Consider the following 15,839-nt stretch of genomic DNA (forward strand, 5'->3'; position numbering starts at 1 on the left):
TATCCACCTTTTTACATTACATAGTTTGAGCTTTTAGTGCTATGGCGCACTCTATTCTTTTCTTTTGCATTTTGCATCCTAGTTCATATGGAATGTTCATATCTCCATTAAAATTAAAATTATTAGCTTGGCATCCACCACTACAATAGAATTTAGCCCAACATTCTTTGCATACAGGCTTGTTATAAATATGCGCTTTTTTAAATTTATTAGACATCTCCATGTCTAAATCTCCTTTAAATATATCTCCCATAATAAAATCTTTATTTCCTACAAATTGATGACAAGGGTATATTTCTCCATCGGGAGTTACAGCTACATATTCATGTCCTGCTCCACAACCTGATATTCTCTTGTATACACAAGGTCCACCTTGAAGATCTATATTAAAGTGGTAAAATTTAAATTCATTACCTTCTTTATGCCTTTTTAACATTTCGTCATATAAATTATCATATTGTTTAAATATAGTTTCTAAATCTTCTTCTCTTAAAGATAAATCATGATCTTCAGGAAGTACAACTGGTTCTATAGATATTTCTTTAAATCCTTCCCCTGCAAGATACATAATATCTTCAAAAAAGTCTGTATTTTCTCTTGTAAATGTTCCTCTAACATAATACTGTTTAGATTTATCTCTTTTTTCTACCATCTTTTTAATCTTAGGTAATATAGATTTTTGTGTTCCACTACCATCTCTTCTGACTCTAACTGCATCATTTACAGATTCTCTTCCGTCTATAGATAGTATTATATTTACCATATTTTTGTCTAAATATTCAATTATCTCATCATTTAGTAAAGTTGCATTAGTAGTCATAGTAAATCTAATATTTTTATTATAAATTTTTTCCTGTTCTCTTGCGTAAGCTACTATTTCTTTTATAATTTCAAAGGCCATTAAAGGCTCTCCGCCAAATAAATCAACTTCAATATTTTTTCTAGGTCCTGATTTTTCTATAACAAAATCAATAGCCTTTTTACCTACCTTTGCAGACATAGTTTTTCTTGCACCTTTGTATTCGCCTTCATCAGCGAAACAATATTTACATCTTAAATTACAATCATGTATTATATTAAGGCATAACGCCTTTATATAAGGAGATGATTCATCTTTATCTGACTCTTTTGCAATATCCTCATATAAATCTTCAGAGTATAGTAATCCTTCAGTTATAAGCTCACTAATATCTTTTAAAGCCTCAGTTATATCCTCTTTAGAATATTTAAGCTTTAGCTTTTCTAATATTATTTGTTTATCTTGTAATTCATTTTCATCCAAAATATCATAAACAAGTTCGTCCACCATATGTAGGCTTCCGCTATTTACATCTATAACATAATAATCATCATTTTGAATAAATTTGTGTATTAATGACATTAATATTCCCCCTAACGAACATAAGGCAGTAACATTTTAAGTTACTGCCATGCAATTTAAAAATTAGTTTTCACAGGCTAAGTTAGCAACTGTGCAAGATGTTTTACATGCAGATTGACATGAGTTTGCACACTCTTTACATCCAGGTTTACTTAAGCTATTCTTTATATTAGACTTGTTTAAAGTTTTTATATGTTTCATGTCCTCATCCTCCATTCATCAACGTTTTCTGTTTCATTGTAACACAATTATACCCTTAAATAAAGAACTTTTATAGATTTATTCCTAACATTCCTGATAATGCCCCCATACCCAAAGCTATAAGTATTCTATAAAATGCATATAGGTTTATAATATCTTTAAATCCTTGCATAAATCCAGATATACACATTATTAAAATCATATAAACTAAAGATAATATCATTCCACTAAGCCATCCTTTTTTTCCATTAGCTCTTGCTACATATATGGCTCCATATATTACACTTAAAGAAGTTATTATAAGGTACACAATGGAACTTACATTACTATTTATATCTATAAACCTCATTAGTATGGAATAAACTATTACCATAATTACCGTTAATAAAAAAGATCTTGCTGTACCCTTTACTAAGTTATTTACAAAAGCATTATTTTTCAAAATAAAACACCCCCTATCTATTAATAATTATGAAGATAGGAGGTGTTTTATTACATTATTATTCTATTGTTTTGTCTTTTTCTTCCACTACGCTAGCAATTCCTTGTTTAGATACTTTAAGTCTTGATCTTTCAGGACCACTTTCAATTATTACAAAGTCATCTTGAATGTTTATAACCTTACCCATAATTCCACCTCGAGTTAATACCTCATCATTTGCTTTTAACTCTTGAAGCATATTAGAATATTTCTTTCTTCTTTTATTTTCTGGTATAAATACAATTGCATAAAATAGCCCTAGCATTAATACTATAGGTAAAACATTTTTTAATATTTGTGACATTAATATCACTCCTTTCTTAAATTTCTCCCCACTCTGTGAGTTTTTGTTTTTTAAAATCTCTGAAATAATCGCCATCTATAGAATCTCTTACTTCTTCCATTAGTTTATTATAAAAATATAAATTATGCAATACGCAAAGTCTCATAGCTAACATTTCTTTAGCTTTAAATAGGTGCCTAATATAGGCCCTCGTATAATTCTTACAAGCTGGACAATCGCACCCTTCATCTATAGGTCTTTTATCTAACTCAAATTTGGCATTCATAATATTTATTTTTCCGCTTTTTGTAAACACATGTCCATGCCTACCATTTCTAGCAGGTAGCACACAATCAAAGAAGTCTACCCCTCTTTCTACAGCTTCAAGTATATTTTTAGGCAGACCCACGCCCATAAGATATATAGGTTTATCCTGAGGAAGATGTGGCACAACAGAATCAATTATTCTATACATATCTTCATGACTTTCTCCTACTGCAAGACCACCTATAGCATAGCCATCTAAGTCCAATTTAGATATAGTTTTTGCATGTTCTATTCTTATATCTTCATAAACTCCACCTTGATTTATTCCAAAAAGCATTTGTTTTTTATTTATAGTATCATCTAAAGAATTTAATCTATCTAATTCATTTTTGCATCTAATAAGCCACCTAGTTGTTCTATCTACAGAGGCTTCAACATATTCTCTTGGAGATGGATTTGGTATACATTCATCAAAAGCCATTGCTATTGTAGATGCTAAATTACTTTGAATCTGCATGCTCTCCTCTGGTCCCATAAATATTTTACGTCCATCTATATGAGAGTTAAAATAAACGCCTTCTTCTTTTATTTTTCTCATGCTGGCTAAGGAAAATACTTGAAACCCACCTGAGTCTGTTAATATTGGTCTATCCCAATTCATAAACTCATGTATTCCTCCTAATTCCTTAATTACTTTATCTCCTGGTCTTAAATGAAGATGGTATGTATTAGAAAGCTCTACTTGGCATTCAATTTCTTTAAGATCCATAGATGATACCGCTCCCTTTATAGCTGCCAAGGTACCAACATTCATAAACACTGGGGTTTGAATAGTCCCGTGAGGCGTTTTAAACTCTCCCCTTCTCACTTTCCCTGTAGTTTTAAGTAATTTATACATCATTTCACCCTTTTTCTCATCACAATTATATTTCAAATTGTATTAATATTATATTAATTTATTAACTATTTTATCCGATGGCTACCATCCGTAACACCACTATCCTCTTCAAGGTTGGGGATGACGGCTGCTACGCCCCTGGATAAGTTCTTCTAAGCTTCAGATGGAGAGATGTATTCCTTATAAGCAAACTCCACCTGAGTCTAAGAATCACTTGATGAGCATAGCATCTCCAAAGCTAAAAAATCTATATTTTTCTTTTATGGCTACCTCATAAGCTTTTATTACATTTTCCTTTTTAGCTAAAGCGCTTACAAGCATTATTAATGTAGACTCTGGCAGATGAAAATTAGTAATTAATTTATCTACAACCTTAAATTCATATCCCGGATATATAAATATATTTGTCCACCCGCTACTTTCTTTTAAAGGAAATCCATCTTTACCTAAAGTTTCTAAGGTTCTACAAGATGTGGTTCCTACAGCAATAACTTTTCCGCCATTTTCTTTCGTTTTATTTATTATATCTGCATTTTCCTTATCTATATGATAATACTCTGAGTGCATATCGTGTTCTTCTATAGTTTCTACCTTAACAGGTCTAAATGTTCCAAGCCCCACATGTAAAGTAAGGTAAGCTATATTAACTCCTTTTTTCTCAATATTCTCAAGAAGTTCTTTTGTAAAGTGTAATCCTGCAGTAGGAGCTGCTGCTGAACCGCTTTCTTTAGAATAAACTGTTTGGTATCTTTCTTTATCTTCTAATGTAGCTTTTATATAGGGTGGTAAAGGCATTTGTCCAAGTTCATCTAAAACTTCTTCAAATATACCTTCATAACAAAATTTGATTATCCTATTTCCATCGTCTTTAACTTTTGTAACTTCAGCCTTTAATCTTCCATCCCCAAAACTAAATATAGCGCCAACCTTTGCTCTTTTACCGGGTTTTGCAAGAGCTTCCCAGCTATCGCCTTCCGTCCTTTTTAATAATAAAAATTCTATTTTCCCACCAGAATCCTCTTTTTCTCCGATAATTCTTGCTGGTATAACCCTAGTATTGTTTAATACTAAAGTATCTCCTTTATTTAAATAATCTACTATATCATAAAATATCTTATGTTCTATTTGTCCAGTATATTTATCTAAAACCATAATTCTAGATTTTGCTCTATCCTTTAAAGGATATTGAGCAATAAGTTCTTCTGGTAAATCAAAATCAAAATCACTAACTTTCAATTACTACACCTCTTACACAAAGTTACTCTCCAAAAAGAGTTGGTTTATCTTTATTTAAATTAAATTTTTCTAATTTGTTTAAATGAATATATGCTTTTTCTGTTGCCATTCTTCCCCTAGGTGTCCTTACTATAAAACCTTTTTGCAAAAGATATGGCTCGTACACATCCTGTATTGTATCTAATTCTTCACCTACGAAGTAAGACAATGTCTCTACTCCAACAGGTCCACCATTAAAACTGTCTACTATAGCTTCTAATATTCTATTGTCAATTCTATCGAATCCCATATCATCAACATCTAAAAGTTCTAGTGCAAGCCTTGCAGTTTTATAATCAATATTCCTATGTCCTTTAACCTCTGAATAATCTCTCACCCTTTTAAGTAATCTATTTGCTATTCTTGGTGTACCTCTAGATCTTCTAGCTATCTCTGAGGCTCCTTCTCTATTTATACTACATCCTAGTATATGAGAAGACCTTATTATTATTTCTGTAAGTTCTTCATCTGTATAAAACTCCATAGAGCAAAGCACACCAAATCTATCCCTAAGAGGAGATGTTAAAAGACCAATCCTTGTTGTAGCTCCAATTAAAGTAAACTTACATAAATCAAGTCTAATAGATTTTGCTGATGCACCTTTTCCGATAACTATATCTAATGCATAATCCTCCATTGCCGGATAAAGTATTTCTTCAATACTCCTATTCAATCTGTGAATTTCATCAATAAATAACACATCATTTTCTTTCATAGTTGTTAGGATAGCTGCTAAATCGCCACCTCTTTCTATGGCAGGTCCTGATGTAACTTTTAAATCTCCACCCATTTCTTTAGCTATAATATTAGCAAGTGTAGTTTTACCAAGACCTGGTGGCCCATAAAGCAATACATGATCTAATGATTCTTTTCTATTCTGGGCTGCCTTTATAAATATATCTAATCTCTCTTTAACATTTTCTTGACCTATATATTCTTTTAACTTTTGAGGTCTTAAGCTATATTCATTAGTAATATCTTCTTCCTTAGATTTTGCAGAAATAATTCTATCTTCATCCAAAACTTGCCCTCCCTAATTCATTAAGTACTTAAGACAATCTTTTATCATTGTTTCAACAGAATCTGAAGGCTTTAAGCTTTTAAGAGCACTTTCTACTTCTCTTTTTGTATATCCTAAAGATAGTAATGCTTCAACTACTTCTTCTTGTATATTTTTAAATGCCTTATCTTCAGCATTATCTCCCTTTAAGTCTTCTATCTCCACATCTTCTACCTTTATCTTGTCTTTAAGCTCTAATATAATTCTCTGAGCGGTCTTTTTACCTATTCCAGGTGCTCTAATAAGTGTCTTTTCATCCTCAGTAAATACTGCATACTTAAGTCTTTTCACAGTAGATATAGATAATAAAGAAAGTGCTGCTTTGCTCCCCACACCATTTATAGTTAGAAGTAATTTGAACATCTCTAATTCTTCTTTAGTTATAAACCCATATAATCCTATAAAATCTTGTCTTACAACTTGTTCGATAAAAATCAAAGCAGTTTCATCTATCTTAGGCATATTAGAAAGAGTACTTCCTGATGTGAATATCTTATATCCAATACCGTTATTTTCAATTACTATATAATCTTTATGCATGCCTTTAAATTCGCCTTTTATATATTCATACAATCTATTTACCCCTTATACCATATTTATTTAAAATCTATATATTACTTTAACATTTACGCTAAAATAATTCAATAATGCCAGCTTTTATTTTCAAACATTAAATATATTAATATTACGAAACTAGGTTTAAAGCGAGAACAAGTATCCTTTAAGATCTGTCCTCGCTTTTTAATATTCTATGATTCAATTTCAGCTATTTGATCATAAGCCTCTTCTTTAGTTTCAAATTTTAATTGCTTATTTTTGAGCAAAACTCTATCTCCTTCAGGTAAGCTATCTACTTTTCGTGTTATAATATCTTTATTATAATCTTCTATAAATAACTTACCTTTATCATCGCTCTTAAATATAGCTACAAAACCTTTTTCCTCTCCTAAGTAATACCTACCAGGTTCAAAAGATTTTTCAATGTTTTTCACTAGAATTATCTCCTTATCAGTTACGGAAGATAATTCGTATCCTTCTTTAAGGTAAATTTCTTCTAAAGAGCTTTTTGTAATTTTGTCTTTATCCTTTGTTTTAAACTCTTTTATGGTCTTTTTTAATTTTACTGTAGAATCACCAGTTGTAACATCTACATCTTTTAAAACTAAACACAAATCATCATCTAATTGATCTTCTTGTTTAGAATCATACACTGATAAATTACTACTTGCACTCTTATCTAAAGATGCTTCTTTCGATCCACCTATAAAATATCCTACAAAAAATAAGGAACCAATTAAAAATAGTCCTATAATCAATAATAATACATTCTTTTTCGCTTTCATAACATCACTCCTTAGTGACATTATGTCCAAAAATATAAACCTTATACATCAAATAATACTATTATCTGTTATTCAAAGCCTTCTGGAAATTCAGCATTGTGCCATACGTTTTGTACATCATCATCTTCTTCTAAAACGTCTAGCATCTTTTCTACTTGAATAGATACTTCTTCATCTATAGTGACGTATGTATCCGGTATCATTTTTATTTCAGCCTCTAAAAATTCTATGGACTTTTCTTCTAATTTCTCTCTAACGGTGCTAAACTCTTCAAATCCAGTAGTTATGATATAAACCTCATCTTCTGATTCAAAGTCCTCTGCTCCAGCTTCTAAAGCCATCATCATTAATTCATCTTCATCTAAAGAATCATTCTTTTCAATTACTATTTGCCCTTTTCTCGTAAACATAAAGCTTACACAACCACTAGCTCCTAGATTACCGCCATGTTTTGTGAATGCATGTCTTACATTACTTGCACTTCTATTCTTATTATCCGTTAAGACCTCCACAATTACAGCTATACCAGAGGGCCCATATCCCTCATAAGTTATTTCTTCATATACAACGCCACTTAAGTCTCCAGTAGCCTTTTTTATAGCCCTGGTTATAATATCTTGAGGCATATTATTAACTTTAGCTTTTGCAATAACATCTCTTAATTTAAAGTTTGTATCTGGACTCGGTCCTCCTGCTTTAGTTGCTACCATTAATTCTTTACCTATTTTAGTGAATATTTTACCTCTCTTAGCATCTGCCTTCCCTTTTTTAGCTTGTATATTGTGCCATTTTGAGTGCCCTGACATAAAATTTCCTCCTAACTTAAAATAAATATTTGTCTTTGATTTTCCTACACTATTATATCACAAAACCTTCATTTTCTTCAATAAAACATCATAAGTAAAACTTTTAAGGATAATAACTAAATTTTACGAAACTAAACTATAATTTATATATTCTTAAATAGTCTATTACCTTGTTTAAAAAACATATCTTTTTCACCTTTTATTACGGTTACTTTACCACTAGTAGCATCTATAATTTTAGTTTCAATAATTTCTATTTTTTCTATCTCACTATATATATTAATCTCCACTTTGTCCGTGTACAATATATCTTCAATATACCATTTGTTTTCATTACATATAAATTGAACTTTACCTAATGACTCATACTCTAAAATAAACTTTAATAAAATTCCACTTACCTTTTCTACTATGCCTGCCTTTTTAATAGCTAAACTAGCACCTTTGGTATAAGCTCTTATAAGCCCTCCCGCTCCTAAAAGTATACCTCCAAAATATCTAGTTACAACAATTACACAATCAGTAATGCCTGTTTTTTTAATTACTTCTAAAATTGGTACTCCAGCAGTACCTTGAGGTTCACCATCATCGCTATACCTTTGTATCTCAAGATTTTTTCCAACTATGTAAGCATAAACATTATGTGTAGCATCTTTATGCTTAGACTTTATATGTTCGATAAAATCCTTGGCTTCCTCTTCCTCTTCTATTCTTTTAATATAACCAATAAAAAGGGACTTTTTTTCTTTAAATTCATCAATAGCTTCCTGTTTTACTGTTATATATTTCAAAATTATCCCTCTTTCTTATTTTAAATGTTAAACTATATAATTAAATAAAGTATACATTTTCTTTAATTATATAGTTTCCTTTTAAATCATTGTAATTTCTAAAATCTTTTTTTACGATATTATTTTTCCAAAGTTCATTTAATATATCTTCCATATCTATTTCATAACTTTCAAATAATGGATCGTTTTTTATTTCTTCTGCACTTAAAAGATCATCTTTTATCCTCATAAATTCAAGCAGTAACCTAGTGCTCTCTTTTATATTCTTATCTACAGATGACTTTAAAAAGTCTAAAGTTTCTTGCACTATTTTAACTGAATCTTCTTTACTAAAAAACAACTTATCCACACATTCTTTAAATTCATCATTAATATTCATTGCCATGGAAGTAGCATCTTTGCTTATCATATAGCCATTGCAATTTACATATAGTCTTGCAAAATCTTCTATAGCACGAATTGCAGTGCTGTAAGCCACATATATTCCATCATTACTTAAATATTTTTTACAAACATCTATGCTTTTAAGAGTTTTACCAAGATACACCATATTCCATCTTTCTCTATCTAAGTCTGGGTAATACCTGCCATTATTATATCTTGTAGTAACGTCTAAGTCTTTTGAAAATACTAACCTTGAAGATGCAAATATCCTATGGATAAATCCTCCTCTAAGGTCACTTTCATGAAGTTGCAAGAACTTTTCCTTGCTCATAAGCTTTATGTGTACAGCTACTCCCTTTTCTTCTGTGTATATATTTTTAATCTCATTAGAATAATCTTTTAATATAACAAAAAGATCTATATCTGATTCTTCCCAAAAGTCTCCTGTAACCATACTCCCAAAAACCATAACCGCTAAGATATTTTCACTTGGTTTCATTTTATTCATCAACGAATTAAAAGCCTTTTGGTATTTCAATATGATATTATCCATTTCTTCTCTTCCCCTTTTATAATTATCTACATTTAATATAAATACCATTCAATTATAAACATTAATTTTCTTTAATGAATTGTCTACACTTATTGTAAATTTCATCATCAACTTCTGCTTTTATATATGTTCCTTCATCTTCATAAGTAGATTCTATTATTTTTGCATTTCTGTGTAAGTATGCTACTACAGATTGTTCACTATAGGGTATTACATATTCTACCTTCTTTAACTTGTTAGGTAATTTGTTTGCAATAGTTTCTAGTAACAATTCAAGGTTTATATTTTCTTTAGCTGATATTGAAACAATTTCATACTTTCCCTTATACATATTAATTAAATCTTCTAGTTCTTCATTGCTTATATTATCTATTTTATTTAATGCAAGTATCATAGATTTATCTTTTACACCTAGTTCACTTAACACCTCTTCTACTGCCTGTATTTGTTCATTAACATACTCTGCTGATGAATCTACTACGTGTATTAAAACTTCAGAATAAATAACCTCTTCCAAAGTAGATTTAAATGCTTCTACCAATTCATGAGGTAACTTTCTAACAAATCCTACAGTATCAGTTAGCGTAATTAATCTATTATCTAAAAGATTAATAGCTCTTGTTGTAGTATCTAATGTTGCAAATAACATATCTGCTTCAAAAACCTTTGATTTTTCAATAGAATCTTTTGGCATTGCCATATCATATAAGGCATTTCTTAATGTAGACTTTCCTGAGTTAGTGTAACCTACTAAGGATATTTGTGGTATGTTTTGTTTGTTTCTTTTTTCTCTTTGAGTTTCTCTAGTCTTCTTAATTTTAGAAAGTTCTGCTGTTAAATCATATACTGTTTCTCTTATATGTCTTCTATCTGTTTCTAATTTCTTTTCTCCAGGTCCCCTTGTTCCTATTCCACCACCTGTTCTTGAAAGTATAGCACCAAGACCTGTAAGCCTTGAAAGCCTATATTTCAATTGGGCAAGTTCTACCTGTATTTTCGCTTCCTTCGTTTTAGCTCTTGTTGCAAATATTTCTAATATTAATGTAGTTCTGTCTATTACCTTACACCCAATAGCTTCTTCAAGATTTCTTACTTGGGATCCTGAAAGCTCATCATCAAATATTATTACATTAGCTCTTAACCCTTGCCTTAATAGGGATATCTCTTCCACCTTACCTTTTCCAATGTAATAGGTTGGATCTATCTTACTTCTATTTTGAAACACACTAAAAAGCACAGGAATATCACAAGCTTTTGCTAGTTGACCTAGTTCGTCTAAGCTCTCTTCTGTATCAGATCCAACTATAATTGCCTTTTCCCCGTTATCCTCTTCTATTTCATTACTTTCGATTATATTTTCAATATTTTTAACCTTATTTATAAAATCAAAATCTAAACTTTCTTTTAAAGTTAACCCTTCCATAAGTTCTGGTACCAATAGGTTATCTTTAACATCACAAAATCCAACACTTATATCCGTAAGTTTTTCATTTAAAACACCTATGGCAACTATAGAGTCCAATTTTAATTTAAGTAAAGCTGAGTTATCAATTGCAGATAATCTTGAATTTCCATTTGGATGAGTATGTATTATCCTAACTCCTGAAAGCTTCTTTTCTTTTATATTAATCATGGGTATTTCTACAGTGCTACTATCTCCTATAGCAACACCTACGACCTTACCTTTTCTATCTATAGCAACACTTATTTCTCTTCCTAATCGAGAGCTACTATCTACTAAAACATTTAAAATTTCTTCAGTAAATAACATATACTTTGGCAAAGTCATTTCACTTATATCTTCTAAATTATCTATTATATTCTTTTTTACACCATCTATACTTCCATATATCATAATTTTCACTCCTTTTATGACTATTTCAACTTTTCATTTTAAAAAATTTTCCTATAAAATACGCCTGCTTCAAAAACTAAAATATATTGTTTAAATTCAATTACATTATACTTTTCAACTTTCATATAATTTTATACCATAAAAACATGGTTGTAAATAGACTAGACAATGATTACCCTTTAAAGTAAGCTATAATTAATATTAAAAAAATACTAATTTAGTGTATATATTTTTCTTAAATAGGATATTCTATTTAAAATAATTCTTTTGAATTTATCTGTTAGATTTATAATCCTAAATAAAAAGTCTTGAAATTGGTACTTTTAAAAGGTATATTAATTATATAATTTTTTTTGAAAATATCATATATGGAGGATAGCAATGGAAGAAAAGAATCGTAACATACTAATAAGTGAAAAGGAAATATCTAATAGGATAATTGAGGTTGGCAAGAGTCTTTCAGAATATTATAAAGGGAAAAACTTATATGTGCTATCTTTATTAAGAGGCAGTTTTATTTTTACAGCAGATCTTGTAAGAAGTATTACTGTACCTACTAAAATAGGATTTATGACTACTTCTAGTTATGGACATGGTGAAGAAAGCTCTGGTTTAGTTAAAGTTGTTAATGATATTCCAGACAACATACAGGGATATGATGTCTTAATAGTAGATGATATTGTAGACAGTGGTATCACTATGGAATTTGTTAAAAATCACGTTAAATCTTTAGGTGCATCTAGTGTTAAATGTTGTGTTCTTTTAGACAAGCCAGAAAGAAGAAGCGTAGACATAATACCTGATTTTTGTTGTTTTGAAATAGAAGATGTATTCGTAGTGGGTTATGGGCTTAATTATGGTGACTATTATAGAAATATACCTTACGTTTTCAACTGGCAATAATATTAAGTCTACCTATTAAATAAGTCTGGCACTATATTTTATATTGTGTCAGACTTATTTAATTACATTAACATCTTCTTACAACTTATATTTAATAATATTTTATACTTGTTATTAATGTACTAAGTCTAAATCTACTGAAGTTCTTGGAACCTTTCCAACTATTATTGTTTCACTTACAGGCATTTCACAAATTACCTCTATATCAGAACTATTAAATGGTATTACCACTCTAATATTACTTACAACTTGCACATATATCTTATGCCTAGTTTGATTTATCCCTGCACTTTCAAAAATAGAGCTATAACTAACTTTAGTATCTCCAATAGTCCGCATTTTTATATTAATATCAGGTCCTAGATTTGATATTATATTATTATTAAATACATACCCAATAGGTATTTTTATACCTACCTCACCAAGATCTTTTATGTCCTTTTGACATTTCATAGCTACATTAATAGATAAGTAATTAAGTTTTATTGTATCCGCCCTAAGCATCACAATATCACCTTGATTATCTTTTTCTATACTTATAATATCATCGTAATCAAACTCATTAGAATATTCCTTTAATATATTTTCATTTATAATTTCATTAACCCTAATACGCACTTCCGCGTTAGCTACATATACTGCCTTATTACCTATACTTTTTTCTATAAAATATAAGGATATTATAGCTATAAAAAAAATAATACATAAGAAAAATAATACTTTTAAAATTGGGAGCTTTTTTGTTTTCATTTTATATCCTCCAGTAAAAAAAAGTTTTTATAATCTAATCATTTTATAATATGATATAATATGGTATAATATTTTAAATCTGACCAATTTAAATAAAGTTAGTTTTAGATAGAAGATAGGAGGAACTTATGGTTCAGCATAAAAATAAAACAAAAAAAGATAAAAAGAGTAAGCATATATTAAGAAATATACTGTTAACCTTTTTATTCATATGTTTATTTTCAGGAGCTACTCTTTTAGGAATTGGATATTCTATGATTAAATCAGCTCCAGAACTGAATATAAACGAATTATTATTATTAAATGAAGTCTCAGTAATGTATGATAATAAAGAAAGTTACATGGATAACGTTCCAACAGATGAAAAACGAACAGTTATTACCATTGATAAAATGCCAATAGATCTTCAAAACGCTTTTATAAGCATAGAGGATGAACGTTTTAGACAACATCATGGAATAGATGTTAAAAGAGTATTTGGTGCCGTGTATATAGATGTGAAGAATAAAATAACTGGTAAATCTGGCCTTCATGGAGCATCTACCATAACACAACAACTTCTTAAAAATACACTTTTAACTCCTAAGGTTTCAGTAAAAAGGAAAGTTCAAGAGATGTACTTAGCCATTGAACTTGAAAAAAAGTTAAATAAAGATCAAATATTAGAAGCCTATTTAAATACTATATTTTTAGGTGGAAAAGCTAATGGAGTAGAAGAAGCTTCTAACCAGTACTTCAATAAGCCAGCTATAGAATTAAACCTTATTGAATCTGCTTACTTAGCTGGTATGAATCAAAGTCCATCAGTATACTACCCATTTTCACCTTCCTCGCAAAAAGACCCCTCAAAATATCTAAACAGAACTAAAATTGTTTTACAAAAGATGTTGGAGATGGGAAGTATTGATGAGGAAAGATATAATACCGCTATAGAAGATTTAGATAATGGTTCCCTAGTATTTGAAAAACCAAATTATGAGGAAAAATTAAATTATGAATGGTTTTCTTGGGAAGTTTTAAAAAGAGTGAAATCTGATTTAAAAAGACAATATAACTATACCGATAAAGAGGTTTCAAGACTAGTTACCTACGGTGGTTTGAAAATTTATACTACCATGGATAAAGATCTACAAGACTACTCACAAGATATAATAAATGACACTAGTAAATATATAAATATCCAAGAATATACTATTAAAAGTGGTGACATAGATGTTGTCCAGCCTCAAGTGGGGGCTGCTATAATGGACTACAGAAGTGGTGAAGTAAAAACCATAATTGGCGGTAGGGGTGATCTCCCACCTACATCTTATAATAGGGGAGCTTCATTAGGTTTTTTAAAACCTACAGGATCTGCTATTAAACCTTTAACAGTATATGCTCCAGCTATAGACATGAAACTCGCAAATGCAAGTTCACTAATAAATGACACACCATTAACCGATGAAGAATTTAAAAGATTTGGTTTTAGCAATAATGATGTAGTAAAAAACGTGGATGGTCAATTTAGAGGACCTATAACCTTAAGAACAGCACTAACTTACTCAGTTAATATTGCTGCTTTAAAGTTAGAGGATAATATAGGGAAGTCCAACGGCGTAGAATACGGCAAAAAATTCGGACTTATATTTAATAAAAGATCACAAGAATCTCTCTCTGCTATATCCCTTGGAGAATTTGATAATGACCCTAAAGATAAGGATGGTTCTAATCCATTGTATATGGCTGCTGCTTATGGTACTTTCGGTAATAATGGAATATACACAGAACCAATACTTTACACCAAGGTAACAGATAGAACAGGAAAAGTAATTTTAGAAAGAACCCCTGATAAAAGAAAGGTTATATCTCCTGAAGCATCCTATATATTATATGACATGCTTAAAGGTCCAGTTATAAATTACAGTGGCAGAAATGCTAAATTTAGTGATATGCCTGTAGCTGGTAAAACTGGTACTTCAGAAGGAAATAAAAATCTTTGGTTTGCTGGACTTACTCCTTACTATTCAGCAGCTGTTTGGATAGGAAGTGATACACCAAAGGAAATTAAAACTATTGGCAATGGCGAAACTGCAAGTGGTAACACTGCCGGAATCTTATGGCGAAAGCTTATGGAAAAGGTTCATGAAGGATTAGAGGTTAAAGACATTAATATTCCAGAAGGTCTTAAAATGTCAAAAGTTTGTTTAGACTCTGGAAAGCTTGCCACGGACCTTTGTTCAAAAGACCCTAGGGGTAATCATAGAATAATTGAAGATTACTTTATTGAAGGCACCATTCCAAATTCTTTATGCGATGCCCATGTAGAGGTTAAGATAAACAGACTTAATGGTAAAAGGGCTACAGAAAATACACCCAAAGACCTTATTGAAACAAGGGTTTTCATAAGCAAAGCTTATGCCGGCTCTGTTACAGATGCTTATATGGTTGAACCTACGGAACTAGATGATTATAAACCAACTCCAGAATCTGGTAAAATTATTAAAGATGAAAAGGTAATTCCTCCAGTTCCTGATAAACCTGGGAGCGGTAATGTTAATATTCCACCAATAGAGCTCCCTGTGACACCACCACAAACTAAACCTAATAACAATTAAAACAAAACACC

Annotated in this window: 16 protein-coding genes; 2 read left to right on the forward strand and 14 right to left on the reverse strand. The window is 30.3% G+C overall.

What is annotated here, in order from left to right; all coding sequences use genetic code 11:
- Window positions 1-16: 16 nt before the first annotated feature.
- The 13 genes from scfB to hflX all read right to left on the reverse strand — a co-directional run bounded on the left by scfB (window position 17) and on the right by hflX (window position 11,578).
- A complete protein-coding gene (gene scfB, locus BV55_RS0113775) occupies window positions 17-1,381 on the reverse strand; it encodes a thioether cross-link-forming SCIFF peptide maturase (protein WP_029453391.1) in 1,365 nt (454 codons plus the stop codon).
- A gap of 63 nt (window positions 1,382-1,444) precedes the next feature.
- The gene (gene scfA / locus BV55_RS14970) at window positions 1,445-1,582 is read right to left on the reverse strand and encodes a six-cysteine ranthipeptide SCIFF (RefSeq protein ID WP_035794446.1); all 138 of its coding nucleotides are present in this window, start codon (window positions 1,580-1,582) and stop codon (window positions 1,445-1,447) included.
- 70 nt (window positions 1,583-1,652) lie between these two features.
- Entirely contained in the window at window positions 1,653-2,024 is a 372-nt protein-coding gene (locus BV55_RS0113785) for a TIGR04086 family membrane protein (protein ID WP_029453392.1), read from the reverse strand.
- Window positions 2,025-2,082: 58 nt separating this feature from the next.
- Complete coding sequence (gene yajC, locus BV55_RS0113790; protein ID WP_029453393.1) at window positions 2,083-2,367, reverse strand: preprotein translocase subunit YajC; 285 nt, start codon at window positions 2,365-2,367, stop codon at window positions 2,083-2,085.
- A 16-nt stretch (window positions 2,368-2,383) separates the two neighbouring features.
- Complete coding sequence (tgt, locus tag BV55_RS0113795) at window positions 2,384-3,511, reverse strand: tRNA guanosine(34) transglycosylase Tgt (protein ID WP_029453394.1); 1,128 nt, start codon at window positions 3,509-3,511, stop codon at window positions 2,384-2,386.
- A gap of 210 nt (window positions 3,512-3,721) precedes the next feature.
- A complete protein-coding gene (queA, locus tag BV55_RS0113800) occupies window positions 3,722-4,747 on the reverse strand; it encodes a tRNA preQ1(34) S-adenosylmethionine ribosyltransferase-isomerase QueA (protein WP_029453395.1) in 1,026 nt (341 codons plus the stop codon).
- 22 nt (window positions 4,748-4,769) lie between these two features.
- Window positions 4,770-5,792, reverse strand: coding sequence for a Holliday junction branch migration DNA helicase RuvB (ruvB, locus tag BV55_RS0113805; protein WP_157469731.1), 1,023 nt, complete (start codon window positions 5,790-5,792; stop codon window positions 4,770-4,772).
- Window positions 5,793-5,819: 27 nt separating this feature from the next.
- Entirely contained in the window at window positions 5,820-6,419 is a 600-nt protein-coding gene (gene ruvA, locus BV55_RS0113810; RefSeq protein ID WP_029453397.1) for a Holliday junction branch migration protein RuvA, read from the reverse strand.
- Between the two features lie 176 nt (window positions 6,420-6,595).
- Entirely contained in the window at window positions 6,596-7,189 is a 594-nt protein-coding gene (locus tag BV55_RS0113815) for a hypothetical protein (RefSeq protein ID WP_029453398.1), read from the reverse strand.
- A 68-nt stretch (window positions 7,190-7,257) separates the two neighbouring features.
- On the reverse strand, window positions 7,258-7,995 hold the full coding sequence (locus BV55_RS0113820) for a YebC/PmpR family DNA-binding transcriptional regulator (protein WP_029453399.1): 738 nt from the start codon (window positions 7,993-7,995) through the stop codon (window positions 7,258-7,260).
- A 143-nt stretch (window positions 7,996-8,138) separates the two neighbouring features.
- On the reverse strand, window positions 8,139-8,786 hold the full coding sequence (locus BV55_RS0113825) for a YigZ family protein (protein WP_029453400.1): 648 nt from the start codon (window positions 8,784-8,786) through the stop codon (window positions 8,139-8,141).
- A gap of 40 nt (window positions 8,787-8,826) precedes the next feature.
- Window positions 8,827-9,723 carry a nucleotidyltransferase domain-containing protein gene (locus BV55_RS0113830; RefSeq protein WP_029453401.1) on the reverse strand — a complete coding sequence of 299 codons (897 nt, stop codon included), beginning with the start codon at window positions 9,721-9,723 and terminating at the stop codon, window positions 8,827-8,829.
- A gap of 61 nt (window positions 9,724-9,784) precedes the next feature.
- Entirely contained in the window at window positions 9,785-11,578 is a 1,794-nt protein-coding gene (hflX, locus tag BV55_RS0113835) for a GTPase HflX (protein ID WP_029453402.1), read from the reverse strand.
- A gap of 381 nt (window positions 11,579-11,959) precedes the next feature.
- Between hflX and hpt the strand changes: the two genes are divergently transcribed.
- Complete coding sequence (gene hpt, locus BV55_RS0113840; protein ID WP_029453403.1) at window positions 11,960-12,481, forward strand: hypoxanthine phosphoribosyltransferase; 522 nt, start codon at window positions 11,960-11,962, stop codon at window positions 12,479-12,481.
- A gap of 114 nt (window positions 12,482-12,595) precedes the next feature.
- On the opposite strand, the gene yunB is transcribed toward hpt, so the two are convergent.
- On the reverse strand, window positions 12,596-13,231 hold the full coding sequence (gene yunB, locus BV55_RS0113845) for a sporulation protein YunB (protein WP_029453404.1): 636 nt from the start codon (window positions 13,229-13,231) through the stop codon (window positions 12,596-12,598).
- 128 nt (window positions 13,232-13,359) lie between these two features.
- On the opposite strand from yunB, the gene BV55_RS0113850 reads away from it, so the two are divergent.
- Window positions 13,360-15,828: a transglycosylase domain-containing protein gene (locus tag BV55_RS0113850; protein ID WP_051652515.1), complete on the forward strand. Its 2,469-nt coding sequence runs from the start codon at window positions 13,360-13,362 to the stop codon at window positions 15,826-15,828.
- Window positions 15,829-15,839: the final 11 nt, after the last annotated feature.

Origin of the sequence: Clostridium algidicarnis, from assembly GCF_000703125.1 — a bacterium.
GTDB classification, from domain to species: Bacteria; Bacillota; Clostridia; order Clostridiales; family Clostridiaceae; genus Clostridium_L; species Clostridium_L algidicarnis.

Coding starts and splice junctions, on each gene's coding strand:
- BV55_RS0113850 (WP_051652515.1), top strand. CDS start 13,360: ATGGTTCAGCATAAAAATAAAACAAAAAAAGATAAAAAGAGTAAGCAT.
- scfA (WP_035794446.1), bottom strand. CDS start 1,582: ATGAAACATATAAAAACTTTAAACAAGTCTAATATAAAGAATAGCTTA.
- hpt (WP_029453403.1), top strand. CDS start 11,960: ATGGAAGAAAAGAATCGTAACATACTAATAAGTGAAAAGGAAATATCT.
- scfB (WP_029453391.1), bottom strand. CDS start 1,381: ATGTCATTAATACACAAATTTATTCAAAATGATGATTATTATGTTATA.
- hflX (WP_029453402.1), bottom strand. CDS start 11,578: ATGATATATGGAAGTATAGATGGTGTAAAAAAGAATATAATAGATAAT.
- BV55_RS0113815 (WP_029453398.1), bottom strand. CDS start 7,189: ATGAAAGCGAAAAAGAATGTATTATTATTGATTATAGGACTATTTTTA.
- BV55_RS0113830 (WP_029453401.1), bottom strand. CDS start 9,723: ATGGATAATATCATATTGAAATACCAAAAGGCTTTTAATTCGTTGATG.
- tgt (WP_029453394.1), bottom strand. CDS start 3,511: ATGTATAAATTACTTAAAACTACAGGGAAAGTGAGAAGGGGAGAGTTT.
- BV55_RS0113820 (WP_029453399.1), bottom strand. CDS start 7,995: ATGTCAGGGCACTCAAAATGGCACAATATACAAGCTAAAAAAGGGAAG.
- yajC (WP_029453393.1), bottom strand. CDS start 2,367: ATGTCACAAATATTAAAAAATGTTTTACCTATAGTATTAATGCTAGGG.
- yunB (WP_029453404.1), bottom strand. CDS start 13,231: ATGAAAACAAAAAAGCTCCCAATTTTAAAAGTATTATTTTTCTTATGT.